Source organism: Methylorubrum sp. B1-46, from assembly GCF_021117295.1.
GTDB lineage: Bacteria > Pseudomonadota > Alphaproteobacteria > Rhizobiales > Beijerinckiaceae > Methylobacterium.
Genome location: NZ_CP088247.1, coordinates 288,109 through 305,192, shown reverse-complemented (window position 1 = coordinate 305,192; position 17,084 = coordinate 288,109). Strand labels below are relative to the sequence as shown.

General features: G+C 68.5%; 11 protein-coding genes and 1 riboswitch. Of the genes, 7 read left to right on the top strand and 4 right to left on the bottom strand.

The window, feature by feature from the left end:
- Positions 1–219 carry a hypothetical protein gene (locus LPC10_RS01495; RefSeq protein ID WP_231345132.1) on the bottom strand — a complete coding sequence of 73 codons (219 nt, stop codon included), beginning with the start codon at positions 217–219 and terminating at the stop codon, positions 1–3.
- A 484-nt stretch (positions 220–703) separates the two neighbouring features.
- Between LPC10_RS01495 and LPC10_RS01490 the strand changes: the two genes are divergently transcribed.
- Positions 704–1,246, top strand: coding sequence for a gamma carbonic anhydrase family protein (locus LPC10_RS01490; protein WP_231345131.1), 543 nt, complete (start codon positions 704–706; stop codon positions 1,244–1,246).
- A 142-nt stretch (positions 1,247–1,388) separates the two neighbouring features.
- Here LPC10_RS01490 and LPC10_RS01485 read toward each other — a convergent pair whose 3' ends face one another.
- Positions 1,389–3,614, bottom strand: a complete 2,226-nt coding sequence (locus tag LPC10_RS01485; protein ID WP_231345130.1) for a molybdopterin cofactor-binding domain-containing protein — start codon at positions 3,612–3,614, stop codon at positions 1,389–1,391.
- Between the two features lie 14 nt (positions 3,615–3,628).
- The gene (locus LPC10_RS01480; RefSeq protein WP_231345129.1) at positions 3,629–4,099 is read right to left on the bottom strand and encodes a (2Fe-2S)-binding protein; all 471 of its coding nucleotides are present in this window, start codon (positions 4,097–4,099) and stop codon (positions 3,629–3,631) included.
- A gap of 136 nt (positions 4,100–4,235) precedes the next feature.
- On the opposite strand from LPC10_RS01480, the gene LPC10_RS01475 reads away from it, so the two are divergent.
- From LPC10_RS01475 to LPC10_RS01465, 3 genes are all read left to right on the top strand, one after another.
- A complete protein-coding gene (locus LPC10_RS01475; protein WP_231345127.1) occupies positions 4,236–4,832 on the top strand; it encodes a hypothetical protein in 597 nt (198 codons plus the stop codon).
- A 134-nt stretch (positions 4,833–4,966) separates the two neighbouring features.
- Positions 4,967–5,164: riboswitch (cobalamin riboswitch) on the top strand.
- 122 nt (positions 5,165–5,286) lie between these two features.
- Complete coding sequence (locus tag LPC10_RS01470) at positions 5,287–7,503, top strand: TonB-dependent siderophore receptor (protein WP_231345126.1); 2,217 nt, start codon at positions 5,287–5,289, stop codon at positions 7,501–7,503.
- A gap of 80 nt (positions 7,504–7,583) precedes the next feature.
- The gene (locus LPC10_RS01465) at positions 7,584–9,047 is read left to right on the top strand and encodes a PepSY domain-containing protein (RefSeq protein WP_231345125.1); all 1,464 of its coding nucleotides are present in this window, start codon (positions 7,584–7,586) and stop codon (positions 9,045–9,047) included.
- Positions 9,048–9,077: 30 nt separating this feature from the next.
- Here the strand turns inward: LPC10_RS01465 and LPC10_RS01460 are convergent, their stop codons facing one another.
- Positions 9,078–12,596, bottom strand: coding sequence for a PAS domain-containing protein (locus LPC10_RS01460; protein WP_370644710.1), 3,519 nt, complete (start codon positions 12,594–12,596; stop codon positions 9,078–9,080).
- An 871-nt stretch (positions 12,597–13,467) separates the two neighbouring features.
- On the opposite strand from LPC10_RS01460, the gene LPC10_RS01455 reads away from it, so the two are divergent.
- The 3 genes from LPC10_RS01455 to LPC10_RS01445 all read left to right on the top strand — a co-directional run bounded on the left by LPC10_RS01455 (position 13,468) and on the right by LPC10_RS01445 (position 17,041).
- Complete coding sequence (locus LPC10_RS01455) at positions 13,468–14,406, top strand: pirin family protein (protein WP_231345123.1); 939 nt, start codon at positions 13,468–13,470, stop codon at positions 14,404–14,406.
- Between the two features lie 117 nt (positions 14,407–14,523).
- The gene (locus LPC10_RS01450) at positions 14,524–16,290 is read left to right on the top strand and encodes a monovalent cation:proton antiporter-2 (CPA2) family protein (RefSeq protein ID WP_231345122.1); all 1,767 of its coding nucleotides are present in this window, start codon (positions 14,524–14,526) and stop codon (positions 16,288–16,290) included.
- Positions 16,291–16,321: 31 nt separating this feature from the next.
- Positions 16,322–17,041 carry a cytochrome c biogenesis CcdA family protein gene (locus LPC10_RS01445; protein WP_231345121.1) on the top strand — a complete coding sequence of 240 codons (720 nt, stop codon included), beginning with the start codon at positions 16,322–16,324 and terminating at the stop codon, positions 17,039–17,041.
- Positions 17,042–17,084: the final 43 nt, after the last annotated feature.

Below are 17,084 nucleotides of genomic sequence, written 5' to 3'. Positions count from 1 at the left end.
TCAGACCCCGACGACGGTCTTGATAAGCGCGGCCACGCTACCGAACCGCTCCGCCAGCGCCGGATCGAAATAGATCGCACGCGCGGCGACGATGGCTACCACCGCCGCCCAGAACAGGCCGACGCCGGTCCGCAAGGCAATCCGCGACGCCGTGGTGGGCTGTTCGTCGACCGCTTGAGCGACAGGTTCGCCGAAAGAATCGAATTGGACGGGACGCATGGCAACCAATGGATTGGCAGACGGCGGTTTGCGGATAGACCAGGATATGCCTTGAAAGATTGGTCGAGCCTAGCCCGGAAGCAATGGTGAGGTTTTTCGTATTTCCGGCGCCTTCGAGAGACTTCTTCTCTCGCTTGATCGCGAGGCAGAAGTTTTCTCCCAAGTCGATCACGACCCGGCTTCGCGCGGGCAACGACTCGCGGATGCCGACACTACCATCAGGTTCGAGACCCAATCGTCCACCGAGCGTTCCGGGATAGCGGCATACGCTCGCACCGGGACGTGCCCCGAGGCGGTCGCGCCGCCGTTCGAGACCGCGGATGCCGAGCGAGCGCCGCGTCCGCCCGCGCCTCGCCATCATCGCAAGGGGATTGGCTTGGGCACGGGCGTTGGCAGAACCCGCGACTTCCGTCCGGTTGATAGTGATATCCTGCGCCGCCCGCACCGGTCAGGTTGCGGCGAACACGGTTGGAAAGGACGGAGCATGGCGCTCTATCGCCTGGGCGAGCACGCCCCGCACGTCGCGGACGCGACCCGAATCTGGGTCGCGCCCGGCGCCCACGTCATCGGACGGGTACGGATCGGTCTCGACGTCGGCATCTGGTTCGGAGCGGTGATCCGCGGCGACAACGATCCGATCGAGATCGGTGACCGCACCAACATCCAGGACGGAGCGGTGCTGCACGCCGATCCCGGCTTTCCGCTCACGATCGGGGAGGGGGTGACCGTCGGGCACGGCGCCATTGTCCACGGCTGCACCATCGGCGCCGACACCCTGATCGGCATGGGCGCCACGGTGCTCAACGGCGCCCGCATCGGCCGAGGCTGCATCGTCGGCGCGAACGCCCTGGTCCGCGAGGGCGCCGAATTCCCGGACGGCAGCCTCATCGTCGGGGTGCCCGCCAAGGCCGTGCCGACCCGCGATATGGACATCACCGCGATGACGCGCATGGCGGCCGAGCAGTATGTCCGCAACGGCCAGCGCTTCCTGAAGGATTTGGAGCCCGTCGATCCGGGCCGTCTATGAGGCGCCTCATACCGATGTCCCGACCGGTCGAGGTGAACTGCGGCACCGTCTTGTCCCGGCCCCGAACGGATCACGTCGAGGCGAGCGCCTGCTGCGCGAGGCGACAGGCGCTCCGGGGCCGGCGGTGGCGGCCGCTGGCCCGTCAGCTCGCCTGCAGGGCCGCCTTCACCTTGGCCGGCGTGAACGGCACCGAGCGCAGGCGGACGCCCGACGCATCGAAGATCGCGTTCGACACCGCCGACGGAACGATGGCCGCCGAGGGCTCCCCCGCACCCCACGGCTTTTCGGTCGGTCGATCGATCAGGTCGATTACCACGTTGGGCACGTCGGGGAAGGTCAGGATCGGGTAGCTCGCCCAGTCGAGGCTGGTCACCGCGCCGCGGTCGAAGGTGACCTCCTCCAGCAGGACGCGGCTCACCGTCTGGATGACGTTGCCGTCGAGCTGGTTGCGCACGCCGTCCGGGTTGATGATCTGTCCGCAATCCTGAACCACGAAGAAGCGCGGCACGCGTACGCGCCCGGTGCGGCGATCGACTTCAACCTCGGCCACGCCGGCCACGTAGGTCCGGTTCAACTCGTACTTCACGTAGGAGATGCCACGGCCCCGCAGCACGTCGCCGGAGACGTCCCTGACCGGCGAGGGGCGAGCCTCCCATTGCGCGATCTCGGCGGCTCGCTTCAGCACCTCGATGCCGCGCGGATCCTTGAGCGCGCGCAGGCGATAGTCCAGCGGATCGATCCCCGCGGCCGCCGCGCACTCATCGAGGAAGGCCTCGTTGGCATAGGTATTCTGCATCCGCCCCGGCGTCCGGATCCACGATGGCCGGAACGGCGTCGTGGCCAGCCGGTGGCAGACGGTGCGCACATTCGGGAAGGCATAGGGCAGGGCCGAGTTCTGGATGATGTTGCCCGGCGACATCGCGGTCTCGTGCGGCAGGCCGGCGAGGTCGGCCGCCACCAGCGGCACGTTGCCGGCCGCGCCCTCCGGCACATGGAACTGCGAGGACCACGCGGCGACGTTGCCCTCGCCGTCGAGCCCCGCCTTCAGGTCGATCAGCGTCGGCGGTCCCTTCGGGTCCCAGCCGTGCTCGTCGGCGCGCGACCATTGCACCCGCACCGGCCGGCCGACCGCGCGGGCGAGCAGCGCCGCGTCGCCCGCCGCGTCCTCGTGGCCGTTGCGGCCATAGCAGCCCGACCCCTCGATGTAGATGCAGCGCACCGCCTCCGGCGCGAGACCGGTCATCGCCGCAAGCTGCTTGCGCAGCGCGTGCGTCATTTGCGAGGCGGTCCAGCAGGTGAGCAGCCCGTCCTTGAACTCGGCGATGGCGCAGGAGGGCCCGATCGAGCCATGGGTGTGGATGGCGAAGTCGTAGCTCGCTTCCAGAACGCGGGCGGCCCGCCCCAGAGCCGCCTCGGCATCGCCGGTGCTGCTGGTGACGTCGTCCTTCGTCACCTTCGTGGCGCGCACGTGCTGCCAGAGCTTGTCCTGTTCGGGCAGGCCCTCCCATCGCGACCATGTCGCCTTGAGCTGTCCGGCCGCCTTCACCGCCGCCCATTCCCGCTCGGCGACGACCGCGAGGAAGTTGCCCTGCCGGACGACGCGGATCAGGCCGGGAATTCCCGCGACCGAAGCCTCGTCCACGCCCTGCAGTTCCGCGCCGATGGCGGGCGGGCGGACCACGCGGGCATGCACCATGCCGGGCACGCGATAATCCTGCATGTAGGTGAAGCGGCCGGTGATCTTGTCGGGGATGTCGATCCGCGCCACCGAGGTGCCCACGAGGGCGAAGGCCGACGGGTCCTTGGTTTTGATAGCGGGATCGACCTTGAGGTCGAGGCGTCCGTCCTTGACGAGTTCGCCGTAGGTGACGCCCGCTCCGCCCGCCTTCGGCCGCACGGTGCCGTTCTCGCTCACCAGCGCGTCGGCGGATAGGCCGAGCCGTTCGCCGGCAAGCTGAAGGAGCCGGGCGCGGGCGGTCGCGGCCGCTTGTCGGATCTCGACGCCGCCCTTCTGGATCGAGAGGCTGCCGTAGGTCGGGCCCTGGTCGGGGGTGAGCGCGGTGTCGCCCTGCACGACCGTCACGCGGTCGAGGAGCAGGTCGAGCTCCTCCGCGGCGATCTGGGCCATCGCGGTCCTGATGCCGGTGCCGAGATCGACCTTGCCGGAGAAGATCGTGGCGCGGCCGTCGGCGCCGAGCGCCAGGAAGCTGTCGACTTGGTCCGGCGCGACCGGCTTCGAGAAGCCGTTGGTGGTCACCGGCGCGAAGACCGTCTGCGCGACGGCTCTGCCTCCGGAGAGCGAGAAGCCGACGACCAGGGCGCCGCCCTGGAGAAGCAGATTGCGGCGGGAGAGGGTGGGCGCGTTCATGGCGTCAGCCTCCCTCACAGCGTGCCGGCGGCGCGCTGAACAGCGCGCACGATCCGCAGATGAGTGCCGCATCGGCAGAGGTTCTGCGCCAGCGCCTGCCGGATCGCCGCCTCGTCGGGCTTCGGTGTCTTGTTAAGAAGGGCGGCCGACTGCATGATCATGCCGTTGATGCAGTAGCCACACTGCGCCGCCTGCTCCTCAATGAAGGCGGCCTGCACCGGGTGGAGCTTGTCGGGCCCGCCGAGGCCTTCGAGCGTCACGATCTTCGCCCCCGGCTTCAGGCCGGAGACCGGCGTGACGCAGGAGCGCACGGCCTGCCCGTCGATATGCACCGTGCAGGAACCGCACTGGCCCAGCCCGCAGCCGAAGCGCGGGCCGTGCAAGCCGAGATCGTCGCGCAGCACGTAGAGCAGCGGCGTTTCGGGGTCGTCCACGGTCACGGACGTCGCGCGCCCGTTCACGTCCAGCGACATCGGCTGCGCCATGGGGCGTCTCCCTGGAACCATTCTTATAGAGAGGGCCTATACCCAGCGCAGGGCCGGGGCAACGCGACTCCTTTGCGGCAACCCTCTCATCGCCGCGTGCGATCCCGATCCGGCCCGGCGTCATCAGGGAGGTTCCATGTCCCCGTCCGGCTCCTGCCGCTTCGCCCTCGCCGTCGCGCTCGTCCTCACAGCCGGCGGCGCCGGCGCCGCCGAACCGATCGCGGCGGACTGGCCGGAGCCCGCTCGCAAGGCCGCGGCAGCGATTGCGGAGAAGTACGGCCCGCCGCAGGAGCAGACGGCGACCCTGCTGATCTGGCACCGAAACGGGCCGTGGATCCGAACCGTGGTGCACAAGGTCGGGGCCGAGCACGACTTCCCGGCCAAGCACAGCGACGTTGTGGAACAAAGCCTGCCCTACAAGGTGCCGCTCAACCTCTTCAGCGCAGTGGCGACCTTCAACGGCAGCGTGATTCCGGATCGGACGCGGGGCACGCTTACGGCCTACGGCGCGGACGAGGCCGAGAACGTGCTGAGCCTGAATCTCGCCCGTGCTGTGGTGCGCGGCGAGCTGACGCCGGAACAGGCCCGCGAACAGCAGGTTGCGGCGACCCAGGAGCGGGCGGGAGGCAAGACGCCCGAACTCGCTGCGAAGCTGACGGTCGAGCCGCAGCAGCAGGGTGACGTCACGGACCCGGACACGGCGATGATCCTGCCGCCCGGCCGCAGTCGGTGACCGACGTCACCGATCCGCAGCCTCCCGCTGTCGAGGCGTTGCGGGCGAAGCCCGACCCAGCGACGGCTGCACCGTTAGCCACATCGATCGAACACCGAGTTCCATGATCGGAATTGACACTCCCTGCCGGCGCCGAATAGCTAGGCTTCGACGGTTCCCCTCGGGGATCAAAAGGGAACGCGGTGAGGACGTCAGTCCGATGCCGCGGCTGCCCCCGCAACTGTAAGCGGCGAGCCTTCCGCCACCATGTCACTGGGCAGCCTCGCCCGGGAAGACGGTGAGAGGGCAGCGACCCGCGAGCCAGGAGACCTGCCGTCAGTCGTGGTCACACGCGAAACGCGTCGGGCGGGGTGTCCTGACGGGTGTCGAAGGCGCGCCACTCCCGTGGGGAGATGCGGCCCGAGGCCTCGTTCGCGGTGACGTGCCACTGCCGTTGCCCGAGGCCGCTCGTCCCATGTCGTCCGTTGATCGCCCCCACTCGCCTGCCGAGTACCTGCCGGCCGCCCTGCTGCTCTCGGCCGGCGCCCTCATTCTGCATGCGACCTCCCTGGCGGCTCAGGACCGCACGGATGTTGCCAGCGAATCGCACGCCGTCGCTCTGGAGGAGCTTGCCGTGCAGGGAGCCGGATCCGGCACGCGGCTGCTGGCGCGGACGCCCTACACGGCGGCGCCGACCGGGCTCAATCTCACCGCGCCGAACCGCAGCGGCAGCCGTCTCGATCTCTCGCCGCTGCAGACGCCGGCCAGCATCGAGGTGATACCGGGCCAGAAGATCCGCGAGCGCGGTCAGGAAACCGTGCAGGAGGCGATCACCCAGAACGCGGCCGGCATCACGACGATCGGCGCGCCCGGCAACGGTCTGGGCGCCTACACCTCCCGCGGCTTTGCCGGTGTCAACTCGGTGATGCAGCTCTACGACGGCACCCGGCTCTATGTCGGCGCCGGAACGATCACCTATCCCTTCGACACATGGAACGTCGATCGGATCGAGGTGCTGCGCGGACCGGCCTCGGTCTTGTACGGGGACGGTGCCATCGGCGGCGTCATCAACGTCGTGCCCAAGAAGCCGACGGCCGTCCCGATCAACGCGGCTCGCGCCGCTCTCGGATCGGATGGCGTGAAGCGCCTCGCCTTCGACAGCGGCGGTCCAGTCGGCGAGAGCGTATTCTACCGCCTCAACGTCAGCGCCAATCAGGCCGATGGCTGGCTGCGCCAGAACGGCGATTTCGCCAATCTTGCGGTCTCGGGGGCCGTGCTCTTCCAGGCGACGCCCGACCTCGCCTTCACCCTGTCGCACGATTACGGCTACCAGGAGCCCCTGCGCTACTTCGGGACGCCGCTGATCGGTGGCCGGATCGATCCGCGAACTCGATTCAACAACTACAACGTCAACGACAGCCGCATCGTCTTCAAGGACAACTGGACACAGTTCAAGACCGAGTGGACGCCGACTGCCGACATCACGATCCGCAACACGGCCTACCGTCTCGTGTCGGATCGGCACTGGCGCAACGTCGAGACCTATGGCTTCGTGCCGAATACCGGCCTGATCCGCCGAACCAGCCCGATCGAGATCTTCCACGATCAGGAGCAGATCGGCAATCGCTTCGACGCCGCCTTCAAGGGCGAGCTGTTCGGCTTACGCAACGAATTTGTCGCCGGCTTCGACATCAACCACATCCGGTTCAAGCACACCAACAACGCGCCCTACCGCGGCGAGAGCAGCGTCGATCCGTTCGTCTTCAGCCCGGGCGTCTTCACCAGCCTTGATCCGACCACGCTCGGCTATCTCACGAGTTCCAATCAGTACTCGCTGTTTGCTGAGAATCGCCTCGTCCTATCCGATCAGCTCTCGCTGATCGCCGGCGCGCGCTACGATGCGCCCACCGTCCGCCGGGAGGATCCGCGCAATCCTTCGGCCGGCTTCACCAAGGATTTCAGCGCGGTGAGCTATCGCTTCGGTGCGGTCTACAACCCGACGCCCGACAGCGCGCTCTACGCAAGCTACGCCACCGCCGTCGATCCGGTGAACTCTCTCATCACGCTGACGCTGGCGCAGAAGGATTTCCAACTCTCGACCGGCGAGCAGATCGAGATCGGCTACAAGCAGTCGTTCTGGGAAGGCCGCGGCGAGTTCACCTTGGCCGGCTACCGGATCAAGAAGGACAACCTGCTGACGGTGGATCCGCTGCGCCCGTCCGTGTCGGTCCAGGTCGGCAGCCAATCCTCGCACGGCGTCGAGGCGTTCGCCTCGCTCGGCCTATGGGAGAATTGGCGGGTGGAGGGCAACATCGCCCTGCTGCATGCCCAGTACGACGATTTCCAGCAGGCCGTCGCCGGCGTCGCCGTCAACTTCGCCGGCAACCAGCCGGTCAACGTGCCCGAGCGCGTCGCCAATCTCTGGCTGAGCTGGGCGTTCGCGCCGCGATGGGAGGCGCGCGCCGGCGTGCAGTTCGTCGGCGAGACCTTCAGCGACTTCGCCAACACGGCCCGCCGGCCAGCCTATGAGGTCGTCAATGCGAGCGTGGATTACCGTGTGAGCGAGACCTCGCATTTCAGCCTGCGCGCCTACAACCTGCTCGACAAGGTCTACCCCGTGACGGGGAGTTCGGCGGCGTGGCTGCTGGGTCGGCCTCGCTCGGTCGAGGTCGCCTATAACATCGCCTTCTGAGGGCGCGTGTCGATGTGTTTCGCAAAAGGGGAGCGGCCCCGGCTCGGCAGTCGCAACGACCGGCGGCCGGTGGATCGATCATGAGGCGTGCGCTCCTCAAGCGCGGCAAGCGCTGGCTCTATCTCGCCCATCGCTGGCTCGGCATCCTCACCTGCCTCCTGTTCGTGACGTGGTTCGTGTCCGGCCTCGTCATGATGTATGTCGGCTTTCCCAGCTTGACCGAGGCGGAGCGACGTGGCGGCCTGCCGCGCCTCGCCTGGGACCGGGTGGTGGTGACGCCGAGCGAGGCACTCGAAGCCGCCGGCCAGACCCGCTTTCCGCGGGACCTGCGCCTTGCCATGCTCGATGGGGATCCGGTCTACCGCATCGTCGGTTGGGATGGCGGGCATGCGACGGTCTTGGCAAGCGGACGGCGCCTGATCACCGGCATCGATCCTGGGCAGGCGCTCGCCATCGCCCGCCACGACCGGCGCGCGACGCGGCCCCGGCTCCTCGGCGAGATCGACCGCGATCAGTGGTCCGTGACGGCGCGCTACGACCCGTTGCGGCCGTTCCATCTCATCGCCCTCGGCGATCCTGAGGATACCCGCCTCTACGTCTCCGCCCGCACGGGCGAGGTGGCTCTCGACACCACGAGGCGGGAGCGGTTCTGGAACTGGTTCGGCGCCATCCCGCACTGGATCTACCTGACACCCCTGCGGGCGCAGGCCGCTCTGTGGCGGGATGTCGTTCTCTGGGTTTCCGGCGTCGCCGTTGCCGGTGCGGTGACCGGTTTATGGGTCGGGCTGCTGCGTGTCCGGCTGCGGCAGCGCTACGCATCAGGCTCGGTTTCGCCCTATCGCGGCTGGGCGGCGTGGCACCATGTCGGCGGTCTTGTCGGCGGCCTGACCCTACTGACCTTCGTCGCCAGCGGCTGGCTGTCGATGAACCCGAACCGTTGGTTCGGCGCGAGGACGCCGAGCCAAGCCATGATTGAACGCTATGCCGGCGTGACGGAGGCCCGCTGGGGGCAGGATCTCGCCGTCCTCCGCGCCGCAGCCTGCCCCGACGCCGTCGAGGCGCGGTTCGGCTGGCTCGGCGGCGAACCGCGGGCCATCCTGGCCTGCCGGGATGGCTCGACATCGGCAGGGGCGGCCCCGACGATCGCCGGATTGGTGAAGGCGGCCGGCCGGCTCCTGCCCGATGCCACGATCCGCGAAGCGGTGCTCCTGACCGAGGAGGATGCCTATTGGTATTCCCATCACCAACAGCGGCGCCTGCCGGTCCTGCGGGTGAAGTTCAGTGATGCGGACGCGACGTGGTTCCATCTCGACCCGGAGACGGGTGAGGTTCTCAACCGAGCCGACCGTTCCGCGCGGACCTATCGCTGGCTGTTCAACGCTCCGCACAGTCTCGACTTCCGCCTGCTGGTGCAGAACCGCCCGGCCTGGGACGCCGTGCTCTGGCTCCTCTCCGCCGCCGGATTGATCATCTCCGTGTCGGGCGTCGTGATCGGCTGGAAACGTCTCGGATTGCGCCGCATCCGGCGCAGCGGCGCACACTGAAGCCCGCCCAAAGCGAGGGGGGAGGCGCTGTCAGGTGCGCCGTGCCATCACACGTTGCAGGATTCTCGAGAGTTGTTCAGCCGAGTACGGCTTCTGCAGAAGCTCGAAACCGTGACTGCCTTCCTGGGCCAGCACGTGGCTGTAGCCCGAGGTCAACACGACGGGCAGGTCCGGGAAGCGCTTGCTGATCTCGTGGGCCAGCGCGACCCCGTTCATGCCGGGCATCACCACATCCGAGAACACGGCGTCGAACGCAGGCCCCCGCTCGGTCAGACAGGCCAGCGCCGCATCGGCATTCGCCGCCCAGGTCGTGACGTAGCCGAGATCCTCCAGGATCTGCGTGGCGAAGCGTCCGACCTCGATGTTGTCCTCGACGACGAGAACCTGCTGCCCGAAGCCACCGGGCTCGATCGAACCCGGCCTGCCACGCTCCTCGCCGGCCGTCGCCTCGGGCTCGACCTCGGGCAGGTAGAGCGTGAAGGTGGTGCCGCGGCCAGGCGCGCTGTCGACGGCGACGTCACCGCCCGATTGCTTGGCGAAGCCGAAAACCTGGGAGAGGCCGAGGCCGGTTCCCTTGCCGACATCCTTCGTGGTGAAGAACGGCTCGAAGATATGGGCCAGCACCTCCGGCGCGATGCCTGCGCCGGTATCGTGCAGCGAGACCGCCGCGAACGGCCCCGGCGCGCCGGCATGGCCCCGGATGGTGGGCAGCGACTGTCCGCAATCGAGGCGCAGCGTCAGGGTGCCTTCGCCCTCCATCGCGTCGCGGGCGTTGACCGCCATATTGACCAGAGCGGTCTCGAACTGGCTGAGGTCCACCTTGACGAAGCAGGGCCGGTCCGGAAGCGCGGTGACGACCCGAATGCGGGCGCCCGTCACCGTATCGATCAGATCGGCCACGCTGCGCAGGCGGGCGCCGACATCGATCGTCTCGGGCTTCAGGGCCTGCCGCCGCGCGAAAGCAAGGAGCTGACCGGTCAGCTTGGCCGCTCGGTCCACAGTCTCCGAGACCGCGGCGAGGTAGCGGTTCCTGCGCTCCTCGGGCAAATCGGGGCGGCACAGAAAGTCGACCGAGGAGCGGATGATCGTCAGCAGATTGTTGAAGTCGTGGGCCACGCCGCCGGTCAACTGGCCGATGGCCTCCAGCTTCTGCGACTGGCGCAAAGCCTCTTCGGCTTGCCGCAGCGCCTCGCCCTGCGCCTTCTCGGCGGTGACGTCGCGCCCGTAGGCATAGACCAGATCGCCTTCGATCGCGGTGCGCCAGGAGATCCAGCGCGAGGTCCCGTCCTTGTGGCGGTAGCGGTTCTCGAAATCGGTGAGCGGACCGGTGCGTACGGCGCTCTCGAGAGCGGCATGGGTCGCTTCGACGTCGTCAAGCCAGATGAAATCCGCGAAGTGGCGGCCCACGATTTCCGTGGGGCCATAACCGAGGATGGCCTCCCAAGCCGGGTTCGCGGCGCGGAAGATGCCGTCGGCGCCGACCACCACCAACAGATCGCGCGAGTTGCGCCAGACCCGGTCGTGCTCGGCCGTGCGCTCGGCGACGCGCCGCTCCAGGGCCTCGTTGAAGCGCAGGAGGTCGGCCATCACCTGCTTCTGGTCGTCGATATCGGTGCTGGTGCCGACCCAGCGCAGCACCGCACCGTCGGCCGCCACCACGGGCTGTCCCCGGCCCAGGAACCAGCGGTAGACCCCATCCGCCCGCCTCAGTCGGTACTCGCTCTGGTAGCTGACGACGGCGGCCACCGCGGCGAGCCATTCGCGGGCCACACGGTCGCGATCATCGGGATGGACGATGGCCCGCCAGCCTTCGGCATCGAGCGCACCCGGACTGAGCCCGGCATAGGCGTAGACGCGCTCGTTGAACCAAGTGGCCCGCCCGTTCGCGTCGGTGGCCCATACGAAGTTGGGCATCACCTGCGAGAGGACTCGAAACTGCTCCTCGCTCTCCCGCAGAGCCGCTTCGGCGCGGACACGGTCGGTGATGTCCACGCTGACAGCCAGCATGGCGGCGATCGTGCCCTCGCCGAGGCGCACCGCGGAGACGCTGTTGCGCACCCAGACGATCTCGCCGTCGGGACGGATGTACCGCTTCTCGATGTCGAACGCCGTCCCGTCGCGAGCCGCTGCCGCGAAGGCGGACGCATTGCGCCCGCGATCGGCCGGATGCGTGATCTCGATCATGCGAGATCCGAGCACCTGTTCGCGCGAGCGCCCGACGATGCTGCAATAGGTCTCGTTCACGTCCGTGAAGCGGCCCTCCAGATCCGACAGGGCGAGGCCCGCGCCGGCCTGCGCGAAGACGGCCTTGAGGCGTGCCTCGCGATCCAGCAGCGCGGCTTCCGCCTGTTTGCGCGCCGTGATGTCGATGGCCGTGCCGACCATGCGCAAGCAGCGCCCGCCCTCGAAGATGCCCCGGCCTTTGGCGGCGACCCAGCGCACGACGCCGTCTTCCTTGCCGACCGTGCGGTACTCGACGTCGTAGACGGCGCGCCGGTCCGGATCCGCCGCGGCGGCGTAGGCGGCGCTGGTGGACTCGCGGTCTTCCGGGTGCAGGCCGGCATAGTAGTCGGCCATCGTCACAGGCACGTCCGGCGATATCCCGAACATCGCCTTCACCCGCGCCGGCCAGAACAGGGTTCCCTTGACCTCGTCAACGTCCCAGAGCCCGATCTCGGCCGCCTCGGTCGCCAGCCGCAAGCGCCGCTCGCTCTCGCGCAGTTGCTCCTCGATCTGCCGTCTCGCCGTGTCGTCGAGGTGGAGCCCGTCCCAGATCAGATGGTCGCCGACGGGGCGCGGCGCGGAGACGATGCGCGTCCAGCGGATGCCGCCGTCGGGACGGCGCATCGGCACCTCGACATCGAAGGGTGCGACGTCGCGGATCGCCACCGCCTCGGCCTCGGCGAGGCGGTGGCGATGCTCCGGCAGGAAGAGGTCGTAGGCCGCGGCGGGATCGGCGAGCACCGCCTCCGCCGGCAGGCCGGTCATGCGCTCGAAACCCTGCGACACGTAGAGGAACCGGCGCTCCGATCCGTCGCGGGGCGTGGCAATCTGGTAGACGTAGCCGCCCGGCAGATGGTCGGCGAGGGCGCGCTGGCGCGCCTCCGCCTCGCGCAGACCGAGCTCGGCGCGGACGCGCCCGGTCGTCTCGGTGCAAGCGCAGAACATGCCGGCGACCCGGCCCTCCTCGTCGCGTACCGGCGAGTAGGAGAAGGTGAACCACGTCTGCTCGTCGTGGCCACGCCGGTTCATGGTCAGCGGCATGTCCTCGGACCAGGTCGACTCGCCGGACAGCGCCCGCTCGACGAGCGGCACGATATCGGGCCAGATCTCCGGCCAGACCTCGCGGAATCGCCGGCCGAGCGCCTGCGGATGCTTGTCGCCCAGGATCTCGCCGTAGGCATCGTTGTAGAGGAAGCCGAGTTCGGCTCCGAACGCCACGAACATCGGGAAGCGTGAGCCCAGCATCAGGCTGACGGTCGATCGCAGACAGGGAGGCCAGGACTCCGGATGGCCGAGTGGCGAGCGCGACCACGCATTTGAGCGCATCATCGCGCCCAGTTGCCCGCCTCCTGCGAGGAAGGGAAAAGCCGTGGCCGTCGCGCTCTCGAACATCAGACCGGGGTCATCTCGACCATTGCCGGGCGCTCCCCGCCGTTCGATCCGGCTCAGGTTCAGCGCACCGGCGGGACACCTGAAGGCAGAACCGAGAGCTTGGCAAGGCAGAGCCAGCGGTGTTGATCGGCGCCATGCTGCCGTTTTGCGCTGTCGCCCCGCGAGACAACCTGCCGTTACGCTTCGCAGGTCCGGTTCCACTCGGCACGTCGTACCGGCCTGGATTCGTCAAGATTGGCAAGCCCCGTGTGGGTCTCACCGGAAGTGCCGATCTCTCACCTGGACGCAATAAGCCGCGCGGTCTGCCGCTGTCGATCAAGGATTGCGCGGCGGGGGAATGGTTGATGTAGACCGAGCACAGGCCGGAGAGCGTGGGCGTCGGGCTGTTCGCCGGGCCGGATTCCAGCTCCGTCACTTCTGGCGGGGGAACATCGTGTGTGAGACGGGCGAGGACCGGCCCCTGGCACGCGAATTGAGAAAGGCGTCCAGCGGCAGCTGACCGGAATGCATACCGCGGATGCCGCGCCTCTCAATCGGTTGGGAATATCGGCTGATCCGTCGCGCTGGCCCCCTGCGCAATTGCCGGCAGGCGTTGTGGACAAGACAGTCGATCGAAGGCGCCTGATCTGCCGGCCTGGCCTCGGTGGGTCGCATTTTAAGAAACGATGCATTTCGTTCGTTTCTGTTTTCGATCTATCTCCTTTGCCTCATAAGTCTCCCCGGCGACGCGCGGTATGGTGGCGCCGTCCCTCATGGCGGAGGCCTCCGCGCCCCGCCGTTCCGCGAACACGATGGGAGGAGAGCGATGAGCTGGCACAGTGCGGACGATCCGGTTCCCGGCGACCATTTCAGTTGCGATGCGATCCAGACCCTGATCGTGCCGCGATCGCGCGACCTCGGGTCCTTCGCCGTGCGCCGCGCCCTTCCGTCCACCGAGTGCCGGATGGTGGGCCCGTTCATCTTCTTCGATCAGATGGGCCCCTCCGAGTTCCTGCTCGGCCAGGGCATGGACGTGCGCCCCCACCCGCATATCGGCCTCTCGACGGTGACCTACCTGTTCGACGGCGAGATCATGCACCGTGACAGCCTCGGCACGGAGCTGCCGATCCGGCCGGGCGAGTTGAACTGGATGACCGCCGGACGCGGCATCACCCACTCGGAGCGCACCGCCCCGATGCTGCGCCGGACCGGCTCGCGGCTGTTCGGAATCCAGAGCTGGGTCGCCCTGACGGCCCGGGACGAGGAGAACGCCCCGGCCTTCGAGCACTACGAGGCGGAAGCGCTTCCGGTTCTCACCGGCGAGGGCAAGACCGTCCGCCTGATCGCGGGCGAGGCCTTCGGGGCGCGTTCGCCGGTCCGCACGTCGAGCCCGATGGTCTACGCCGACGTGATGCTGGAGGCAGGCGCCGTCCTGCCGCTCGATCCGACCTACGACGAGCGCGCGATCTACACCGTCGCGGGGGCGATCGAGATCGCCGGAGACGGCTTCGGTCCCGGCCAGCTCTTGGTGTTCCGGCCGGGCGACCGCATCAGTATTCGTGCGACGGAAAGCGCCCGATTCATGGTTCTGGGCGGCGAGCCGATGGACGGCCCGCGTCATCTCTGGTGGAACTTCGTATCGTCGCGGCCGGAGCGGATCGCCCAGGCCAAAGAGGATTGGCGCCAGGGCCGCTTCGATACGGTGCCCAACGATGCCGAGTTCATCCCGTTGCCGGAAGAGCCGCAGCCGGTCCGCTATCCTTGAGCAACAGCGCGCGGGTCTGCCATAGACCCGCGCACCCGCTGACGACCAATACGGCGGCCCCCGGTCGGCGGCGCCGTGCCCCACGTCCGAAGTTCGACCAAGAGGCTCGTCCAGATCATGGCTGTTGAAGCAACCGGGGCCGCGAGCGAGCTTGTTCAGGTCGTCGCCCTCCTCGCCGCCGGCGTCGTCGCCGTGCCCCTATTCAAGCGGTTGGGGCTCGGCTCGGTCCTGGGCTACCTCGTGGCGGGGCTTGCCATCGGACCGTTCGGGCTGGGCCTGTTCACCGACGCCCACGCGATCCTCCACGTGGCCGAACTCGGCGTCGTCATGTTCCTGTTCATCATCGGATTGGAGATGGAGCCCTCGCGGCTCTGGGGCATGCGGCGCGAGATCTTCGGGCTCGGCCTCGCGCAGGTCGGCGCCTGCATCGCCGCCCTGACGCTGGTTGGCGTCGCCATGGGATTCTCGCTCGTCGTCGCCTTCGTCGCCGGCACCGGCTTCGTGCTCACTTCGACTGCCATCGTCATGCAATTGCTCGATGAGCGCGGTGCGCTCTCGACCCCGAAGGGCCAGCGGATCGTCGCCATCCTGCTGCTTGAGGATCTGGCCATCGTGCCGCTTCTGGCCGCCGTCGCCCTGTTGGCGCCGGGCGGTGCCGATACGAGCGGGATGGAGCGCGCGACCGCCATCGTGATCGCGCTCGTCTCCGTCGCCGCGCTGGTGGCAGCCGGCCGCTGGTTGCTCAACCCGCTGTTCCGGCTCCTCGCCGCGGCCAAGGCGCGGGAGGTCATGACGGCGGCGGCGCTCCTTGTCGTGCTCGGCTCGGCGCTGGCAATGCAGCTCGGCGGTCTCTCAATGGCGATGGGCGCCTTCTTGGCCGGCGTCCTGCTCTCGGAATCGAGCTTCCGTCACCAGCTCGAGGCCGATATCGAGCCGTTCCGCGGCATCCTGCTCGGCCTGTTCTTCCTCGGCGTCGGCATGTCCCTCGACCTCGCCGTGATCGCCGCGAACTGGGCCCTGATCCTGATGAGCGTCGCCGCCTACATGGCGGTGAAGAGCCTGGTGATCTACGCCATCGCCCGCCTCCTTCGGGCGGGACATGCCGAGGCGCTGGAGCGCACCACCTTGATGGCGCAGGGCGGCGAGTTCGCCTTTGTCCTCTATGCGGCGGCTGCGAGCGCCGGCATCATCGACGGCACGACCAACGCGGTCCTGACTGCCACCGTCATCCTGTCGATGGCGCTGACGCCGCTCACCGTCATCGCGCTTGATCGCTTCGGCCCGAAGGCGTCCGCCTCCACGGACGGCGTCGAGGCGCCGGAAGATCTCGTCGGCAGCGCCCTGATCATCGGCTTCGGCCGCTTCGGGCAGATCGTCAGCCAGCCGCTGATCTCGCGCGGGTGCTCGGTCTCGATCATCGACACGAATGCCGACAACATCCGCCTCGCGGAAGGGTTCGGCTTCAAGGTCTATTACGGCGACGGCGCCCGTCTCGACATTCTCCGCGCGGCCGGTGCGGCGACGGCGCGGGCGATCCTGATCTGCATCGACGACCGCGCGATGGCCAACCGCATCGCCGAACTGGCGAAGGCGGAATTCCCGCTGGTGCCGGTCCTGGCCCGCGCCCGTGACCGCGAGCACGCGGTCGAGCTGATCGAGGCGGGCGTCGCCTACCAGATTCGCGAGACGCTCGAATCAGCCTTCGCCTTCGGCCAGCAGGCTCTCGTGACCATCGGTTCGGAGCCGGAGGCGGCCGGGGAGATCATGGAAGAGGTTCGTCGGCGCGACGCTGAGCGTCTCGACCTTCAGGTCGTCGGCGGCATTTATGCCGGTCGCGAGCTGATCCGCGGCAACGCCGCCCAGCCGGCCCACGGGCACGGCTGAGCCGAATCGGGGGAGGGGGTTCGCGCGCATCATGGCCATGCAGCTCGGCCTCGCCAGCCTCGCCGGCCTGCTCTCGGTACTCTCGCCCTGCGTCCTGCCGCTGCTGCCTCTCGTGCTCGGCGCGGCTGCGACGGAGCATCGCCTCGGGCCGGTAGCGCTCGCCGCCGGCCTCGCGCTCGCCTTCGTCGCGATCGGCCTGTTCGTGGCGACGATCGGCTTCGCCATCGGTCTCGACGGCGAGCTGTTCCGCAAAGCCGCGGCTGCGATGCTCATGGTGCTCGGCCTCGTCCTGCTCGTGCCGGCGGCGCAGACCCGGCTCGCCGCCGCGGGCGGGCCGGTGAGCGATTGGGCGGAGCGGCGGTTCGGCGGCGTCTCCACCGCCGGCCTGCCGGGCCAGTTCGCCGTCGGCCTACTGCTCGGCGCCGTCTGGAGCCCCTGTGTCGGCCCGACCCTTGGGGCTGCCTCGCTCTTAGCCGCTCAGGGACGCGATCTCGGCAGCGTTGCAATGACCATGCTGCTGTTCGGGCTCGGAGCGGCCCTGCCGCTCGTCGCCCTCGGGATGCTGTCGCGTGAGATCCTGATGCGCTGGCGCGAGCGGATGCTCGGCCTCGGCCGCGGGCTGAAGGCGGCTCTCGGTGCCGTCCTCGTCGTCTCGAGCGGATTGATCCTCTCAGGGTATGACCGGGCGCTGGAAACGGCACTGGTGAACGCCTCGCCGGACTGGCTCACGGCCCTCACGACCCGCTTCTGACGGGTCGCCAAGGCTACCTCCGAATCTGTTTCCCGAATCGGCG

What these genes read in the sequence shown, in the direction of transcription:
- LPC10_RS01495 (WP_231345132.1), bottom strand. Translation starts at nt 219, where the DNA reads ATGCGTCCCGTCCAATTCGATTCTTTCGGCGAACCTGTCGCTCAAGCG.
- LPC10_RS01490 (WP_231345131.1), top strand. Translation starts at nt 704, where the DNA reads ATGGCGCTCTATCGCCTGGGCGAGCACGCCCCGCACGTCGCGGACGCG.
- LPC10_RS01485 (WP_231345130.1), bottom strand. Translation starts at nt 3,614, where the DNA reads ATGAACGCGCCCACCCTCTCCCGCCGCAATCTGCTTCTCCAGGGCGGC.
- LPC10_RS01480 (WP_231345129.1), bottom strand. Translation starts at nt 4,099, where the DNA reads ATGGCGCAGCCGATGTCGCTGGACGTGAACGGGCGCGCGACGTCCGTG.
- LPC10_RS01475 (WP_231345127.1), top strand. Translation starts at nt 4,236, where the DNA reads ATGTCCCCGTCCGGCTCCTGCCGCTTCGCCCTCGCCGTCGCGCTCGTC.
- LPC10_RS01470 (WP_231345126.1), top strand. Translation starts at nt 5,287, where the DNA reads ATGTCGTCCGTTGATCGCCCCCACTCGCCTGCCGAGTACCTGCCGGCC.
- LPC10_RS01465 (WP_231345125.1), top strand. Translation starts at nt 7,584, where the DNA reads ATGAGGCGTGCGCTCCTCAAGCGCGGCAAGCGCTGGCTCTATCTCGCC.
- LPC10_RS01460 (WP_370644710.1), bottom strand. Translation starts at nt 12,596, where the DNA reads ATGCGCTCAAATGCGTGGTCGCGCTCGCCACTCGGCCATCCGGAGTCC.
- LPC10_RS01455 (WP_231345123.1), top strand. Translation starts at nt 13,468, where the DNA reads ATGAGCTGGCACAGTGCGGACGATCCGGTTCCCGGCGACCATTTCAGT.
- LPC10_RS01450 (WP_231345122.1), top strand. Translation starts at nt 14,524, where the DNA reads ATGGCTGTTGAAGCAACCGGGGCCGCGAGCGAGCTTGTTCAGGTCGTC.
- LPC10_RS01445 (WP_231345121.1), top strand. Translation starts at nt 16,322, where the DNA reads ATGGCCATGCAGCTCGGCCTCGCCAGCCTCGCCGGCCTGCTCTCGGTA.